Raw genomic sequence first — 5,250 nt, 5'->3', positions numbered from 1 at the left:
TGGAGCTGAACCTGTCCGACCACGCCGGCTGCGTGCCGGTGGAGCTGACCGGTGGCGTGCGGTTCCCGGCGATCGGCGAGCTGCCGTACCTGCTCACGCTGCCCGGCCACGGTTTCTACTGGTTCCAGATCGCGTCGGACACAGAAGAAGGCGAGACCCCGTGACGGTTATTCGACCTACTGAGCTGGCCGAGGACCTCGGGGACACGCTGTTACGGTGGGTCGTCGGTCAACGTTTCTTCCGCACCAAGGGCCACGCGCCGACGTCCCTCCAGACGCTGCGGTCCTCGGTGGTCATCGACGGTGACCCGGCGCTGGTGCACGCGATGGTCTCGTTCGACGGCGGCGACCCCTACCAGCTGCTGTTCGGCGTGCGCGCGCACGTGTCGGACCACCTGGCGCACTCGGTGATCGGCCGGCTCGACGGCCGCACCATCTACGACGCGCCGGCCGACCCGGACCTGATGTCCTCGTTCCTCGACCTGCTGCTGGACCACGACGAGCTGGCAGGGCTGCGGTTCGAGGCGGACGGGCGGGTCGAGCGCGGCGTGCGGCCGCGGCCGATGGGCGTCGAGCAGAGCAACACGTCACTGGTGTACGGCCACGGCGTGCTGAAGCTCTACCGGCAGCCGGAGCCCGGCCGCAACCGCGACGTCGACCTGCACCGCGCGCTGGCCGGCAACCCGCACATCGCCACCCCGCTCGGGGTGCTGACGGACGACCGCTCGTCGCCGCCGACCGTGCTGGGCTTCATGCAGAAGTTCCTGCCGGACGCGGTCGAGGGCTGGGCGACGGCCACCGCGAGCGTGCGTGACCTGCTGGCCGAGGGCGACCTGCACGCGGACGAGGTCGGCGGCGACTTCGCCGGCGAGTCGGGCCGGCTCGGGGCGGCGGTCGCGGAGGTCCACGCGGCACTGGCGGAGGCGACGGGCAAGCGGACGGTCGGCCCGGCGGACCTGGCGGCCGAGGTCGACGCCATGCACGCCCGGCTGGACGTGGTGCTGTCCGAGGTGCCCGGGCTGGCGGCGGAGGAGGACGTGCTGCGTGCCGCGTTCGACGACGTCCGCACGCTGACGGACCCGGTCCCGATCCACCAGATCCACGGCGACCTGCACCTCGGCCAGGTCCTGCGCACGACGGCGGGCTGGATCCTGATCGACTTCGAGGGTGAGCCGGGCGCGACGCCGGAGCAGCGGGCGGTCCCGCGCTCGCCCCTGCGGGACGTGGCCGGCATGCTCCGCTCGTTCGACTACGCGGCGTTCCACCTGCTCCCGGGCAGCGAGGAACGCGAGGACGACCGGCGCCAGCGCGCGGCCCGGGCCACCGAGTGGTCCGACCGCAACCGCGACGCGTTCTGCTCGGGCTACGCCGAGGTCGGCGGGGACCCGCGGGAGCACTCCGTGCTGCTGCGTGCGCTGGAGCTGGACAAGGCCGTGTACGAGGTCCGCTACGAACACCACAACCGCCCGGAGTGGGCGGCGATCCCCCTGGCCGCGATCCAGCGCCGCTCCTAGTCGTGGCACGGGACCCCGGCCGCCGGGTCACATGCCACGACGCGCGGCACTACTTCTCGGCGTGGCCGGTGAAGAACGCGAGCAACCGCTGGGCGCCGTCCGGGGCGAGGAGCATCTCGAAGATCTTGGTGGTGCGGCGCGCCACCGCCGCGGTGCGCTCGAACATGGCCGTCTCGTACTGCTTCACGGCCTCGTCCTGGTCGCCGCCGGCGAGGGCCAGTGCCAGTTCGGCGCCGTCGAGCATGGCATGGTTCGCGCCCTCGCCGACCGGCGGCATCAGGTGGGCGGCGTCCCCGACGAGCGTCACGCCCGGCACCGACGCCCAGGTGACACCCACGGGCAACAGGTGGAGGGACCGGCCCTCGAAGCCACCGACGCACGCGTCGGCCAGGGCGAGCAGCTCCGGCGCCCATCCCGCGAAGAGGTCCATGAGCACGGCGCGGACCTTGGCCGGGTCGTCGAACGGGACCGTCGACAGCCAGTCCTCGGGCGTCTGGACGGTGAAGGACACGCGGTAGCTGCCGTCGCGGACCCGCTGCGTGGACACGATCTGCCCCTCGCCCAAGGCCATGTAGCTGCCGCGGCCCAGCCGCGCGGCCAGCGAGGGGTCGGGGTCGGGAATCACCCCCTCGACGTAGTTGACGCCCGAGTGCCGCGGCCGGGCCTCGGTCACGAGCGGCCGCACCCGGGACCACACGCCGTCCGCGCCGACGATCAGGTCGTGGTCGGCCGTGCCGCCGTCCGCGAAGTGCGCCCGCCACCCGCCGTCCGGCAGTGGTGTGGCCTGTTCGAACTCACGTCCCCACACCACGGCACCCGGCAGCGAGTCGAGCAGCACGTCCCGCAGGTCCGCGCGGTCGACCTCCGGCCGCAGCATCGGGACGTCGTCCGGCACGTCCTGCCGTAACAGGACGGTGCCGGTCTGGTCGAGCAGGCGCTGGTCCTGCCCCTCCGGCCGGGCCATGGCCAGGAACTCCGCCTCCAGACCTGCCAGGCGCAGCGCCCGCTGCCCGGTCTCCGGGTGCAGGTCGAGCGAGCCGCCCTGGCTCCGGGCGGCGCGGGACGCGTCCCGCTCGTAGACGACGGCGTCGACGCCGTTGACGCGCAGGACACGCGCCAGGGTCAGCCCGCCCGGTCCCCCACCGATGATGCCGATGCTCACGATCCACCTCCGATACAGTGTATTGCTCGATACAGTGTATCGGAGCAGACGATGTATCGTCACCTCCGATGGCCGAGGAACTGATCTGGGAGCGACCGGAGCCACCGAGCCGTCCGGCGCTGACCCCGTTGAGCCGCGACCGCATCGTGGCGGCCGCGATCAGGCTCGCGGACGCCGACGGGCTGGCCGCGGTGTCCCTGCGGAAGGTCGCGGCCGTGCTCGACGCCGGCCCGATGCGGCTGTACGGCTACCTCTCCACCAAGGAGGAGCTGCTGGACCTCATGCTCGACGCGGTCTACGCCGAGATGCCGGGTGCCCAGCCGGGTGACTGGCGGTCGGCGGTGCGGGCGCATGCCCACCAGCTCCGCGACGCCGCCCGCCGGCACCCCTGGTTCGCCGACCTGGTCGGCGGCCGGCCGAGCCTCGGCCCCCACATGCTGGCGCAACTGGAGAAGTCGCTGGCCGCGCTGGACGGCGTGGCCGGCATCGACGCCGCCATGCAGATCGTCAACGTCGTGTCGTCGTACGCGATCGGGGCGATCCGCAAGGAGGTGGCGGACCGGCGCGCGGAGGCCGCCACCGGGATGGACGAGCGGCAGTGGCAGCGCAGCCACGGCCCGTACCTCGCCCGCGTGCTCGGCACCGGCCGCTACCCCACGCTCGTCAAGCTGGTCCGCGAGGCCGCGAACCCCTCGCCGGACGCGGTGTTCGAGGACGGGCTGGACTGCGTGCTCGACGGCGTCGCCGCCCGTCTAGCGGCCGGCCCCCACACTCACTAGCCTGGATCGAGGGGCTCTCGGCGTCGAGGGCCGCACGCCGGACGAGACGAACGGGGTGTCACCCATGCGGGTCGCGGACGTGTTGCGTACCAAGGGTTCCGAGGTGGCCACCGTGCCGCCGGCGGTGTCGGTGACCGGACTGCTCGACGACCTCGCCCGCCACAACGTCGGCGCGCTGGTCGTGGTCGACGAGACCAGCGCGCTGGTCGGGATCGTGTCCGAGCGGGACGTCGTGCGGCGCCTCCACGAGCGGGGCGCGGAGCTGCTCACGGCCCCGATCTCGGACATCATGACCTCGCCGGTCGTCACGTGCGAGCCGGGTGACGCCGTCGACGGCCTCGCCGAGATCATGACCGAGCGGCGCATCCGGCACATGCCCGTGCTCGAGGACGGGCGGCTCGTCGGGATCATCAGCATCGGCGACGTCGTGAAGAGCCGCATCCAGCAGCTCGAGACCGACCGTGAGCAGCTGGAGTCCTACATAGCGCAGGGCTGATCGACTTCGCCCGACCCGTTGAGCGAAGCTTATGGCACGGCGGCAGAATGAACACGATGAACGCGAACCCGGGCATGCCCTCCGACGACGAACTGCGCCGGTTGCTGGCCGGCGCTCATCACGACCCCCACTCGGTGCTCGGCGTGCATGCCGATCACCAGGGTGGCACGGTCGCGCGCGCGTACCGCCCCGGCGCCAAGGCCGTGGCGGTCCTCGGGGGCGGCGAGAGAACCGAGCTGACCGAGGTGGCCGACGGCTTCTTCGCCGGCGAGCTGCCGGAGAACCCCGGCGCGTACAAGCTGGAGGTCAGCTACAACGGCGAGCCACACGTCGTCGACGACCCGTACCGCTGGCTGCCCACGCTCGGCGAGCTGGACCTGCACCTGTTCGGCGAGGGCCGGCACGAGAAGCTGTGGGAGGTGCTCGGCGCGCACGTGCGCGCCTACGAGACCCCCGACGGGGTGGTCGAGGGCACGTCGTTCGCCGTGTGGGCGCCGAACGCCCGCGGCGTGCGGGTGTGCGGCGACTTCGACGGCTGGGACGGCCGCGCCAACCCGTTGCGCTCGCTGGGCTCGTCCGGCGTCTGGGAGGTGTTCATCCCCGGCCTCCCCCCGGGCACGTGCTACAAGTTCCGCATCCTCGGCGCCGACGGCAACTGGCACGAGAAGGCCGACCCCATGGCGTTCTCGACGGAGGTCCCCCCGGCGACCGCCTCCCGCGTGACCGTGTCGTCGTACGTCTGGTCCGACGACGAGTGGCTGGCCCGCCGGGACGCCACGCAGTGGGTGTCCGCGCCGATGAGCGCGTACGAGGTGCACCTCGGCTCGTGGCGGCCGGGCCTCGGCTACCGCGAGCTGGCCACGGAGCTGGCGGACTACGTGCAGGAGAACGGCTTCACACACGTCGAGCTGCTGCCGGTGGCCGAGCACCCGTTCGGCGGCTCGTGGGGCTACCAGGTCACGTCGTACTACGCGCCGACCGCCCGCTTCGGCAGCCCGGACGACTTCCGGCAGTTCGTGAACGCCCTCCACGACAGGGGAATCGGCGTGATCATGGACTGGGTGCCCGCGCACTTCCCGCGTGACTCCTGGGCACTGGCCCGGTTCGACGGCACTCCCCTCTACGAGCACGCCGACCCGCGCCGGGGCGAGCAGCCGGACTGGGGCACGTACGTGTTCGACTTCGGCCGGACCGAGGTGCGCAACTTCCTCGTAGCGAATGCCGTGTTCTGGCTGGAGGAATTCCACGTCGACGGGCTCCGCGTGGACGCCGTGGCATCGATGCTGTACCTGGACTACTC

General features: G+C 72.3%; 6 protein-coding genes. 5 read left to right on the top strand and 1 reads right to left on the bottom strand.

The features are described from left to right. Together ACJ73U_RS43805 and ACJ73U_RS43800 are read left to right on the top strand one after the other, a co-directional pair. Positions 1-164 (top strand): alpha-glucosidase C-terminal domain-containing protein (locus ACJ73U_RS43805; RefSeq protein WP_407783708.1); only part of this gene is annotated, 164 nt, incomplete at its 5' end. Beyond that, positions 161-1,513 (top strand): maltokinase N-terminal cap-like domain-containing protein, encoded by a 1,353-nt coding sequence (locus ACJ73U_RS43800; protein ID WP_407783707.1) that lies wholly within the window; start codon positions 161-163, stop codon positions 1,511-1,513. The genes ACJ73U_RS43805 and ACJ73U_RS43800, both read left to right, overlap by 4 nt. A 49-nt stretch (positions 1,514-1,562) precedes the next feature. On the opposite strand, the gene ACJ73U_RS43795 is transcribed toward ACJ73U_RS43800, so the two are convergent. Next, entirely contained in the window at positions 1,563-2,675 is a 1,113-nt protein-coding gene (locus tag ACJ73U_RS43795) for an FAD-dependent oxidoreductase (protein WP_407783706.1), read from the bottom strand. Between the two features lie 68 nt (positions 2,676-2,743). Here ACJ73U_RS43795 and ACJ73U_RS43790 point away from each other — a divergent pair, with 68 nt between their 5' ends. The 3 genes from ACJ73U_RS43790 to glgB form a co-directional block, all read left to right on the top strand. Then, the gene (locus tag ACJ73U_RS43790; protein ID WP_407783705.1) at positions 2,744-3,454 is read left to right on the top strand and encodes a TetR/AcrR family transcriptional regulator; all 711 of its coding nucleotides are present in this window, start codon (positions 2,744-2,746) and stop codon (positions 3,452-3,454) included. Between the two features lie 64 nt (positions 3,455-3,518). Continuing rightward, positions 3,519-3,950 (top strand): CBS domain-containing protein, encoded by a 432-nt coding sequence (locus tag ACJ73U_RS43785; RefSeq protein ID WP_407783704.1) that lies wholly within the window; start codon positions 3,519-3,521, stop codon positions 3,948-3,950. A gap of 56 nt (positions 3,951-4,006) precedes the next feature. Next, the coding region (glgB, locus tag ACJ73U_RS43780) for a 1,4-alpha-glucan branching enzyme (RefSeq protein WP_407783703.1) at positions 4,007-5,250 on the top strand (1,244 nt) is incomplete at its 3' end.

Origin of the sequence: Actinophytocola sp., from assembly GCF_045807065.1 — a bacterium.
In the GTDB taxonomy this organism is placed as follows: Bacteria; Actinomycetota; Actinomycetes; order Mycobacteriales; family Pseudonocardiaceae; genus Actinophytocola.
Note: the sequence above shows the minus strand (reverse complement) of the source record. Positions and strands in the feature narration are given on the sequence as shown.

Excerpts from the sequence above, each read along its gene's own strand:
- ACJ73U_RS43790 (WP_407783705.1), top strand. The coding sequence starts at position 2,744 with ATGGCCGAGGAACTGATCTGGGAGCGACCGGAGCCACCGAGCCGTCCG.
- ACJ73U_RS43785 (WP_407783704.1), top strand. The coding sequence starts at position 3,519 with ATGCGGGTCGCGGACGTGTTGCGTACCAAGGGTTCCGAGGTGGCCACC.